The organism is Neobacillus drentensis, from assembly GCF_036962765.1.
In the GTDB taxonomy this organism is placed as follows: domain Bacteria; phylum Bacillota; class Bacilli; order Bacillales; family Cytobacillaceae; genus Neobacillus; species Neobacillus drentensis_C.
Window position 1 is genome coordinate 1 of record NZ_JBALOS010000174.1, and the last position, 510, is coordinate 510.

Below are 510 nucleotides of genomic sequence, written 5' to 3' on the forward strand. Positions count from 1 at the left end.
TGCAGAGTTTTCTAAAGAGACCAGTATTCGTAGTGAAATCACGAAAAAGGATTTACAGAAATAATTATACAGATACTTATCCGTACTATTAAGAATAAGAACAAAGTAGCTCGCCAGCCGGCGAGCTTTATTATTTCACTCTCTTTACTTTTCAAGCTTATAATATCCTCTTTTTAAGCCGTAATAGCAGAACCATAGTGCTTGAACAAAGAAGAATATCCCCCATATTGGTGCCGGAATAATCCCTGTGATGTGCGCAAGATTAGCAGCATCCCCTGCTGATTGAGGTTGAAATAGGCTGATAGACAAAATTTCATAAGCACTTTGGACAGAATCGACCAATAATATCGAGGCAATCAAAAGCAATAAGTTATCTCTAAAGTTTTGACTCCCTTTAATGAGTAGGAAAAGAAAGACAACGGCAAATGAACAAAGCCAAAACATACCATATGGATTCCTTACCCAAAAGATAAGATTCAAGCCAATAAAACCTAACAATAGATCAATCAG

At 36.5% G+C, this 510-nt stretch carries 1 protein-coding gene; it reads right to left on the reverse strand.

Annotation, left to right across the window (positions count from 1 at the left end; genetic code table 11):
* Positions 1-144 precede the first annotated feature (144 nt).
* Positions 145-510, reverse strand: a 366-nt coding sequence (locus tag V7137_RS20770) for a M50 family metallopeptidase (RefSeq protein ID WP_335699834.1), incomplete at its 5' end; no start/stop codon positions are given.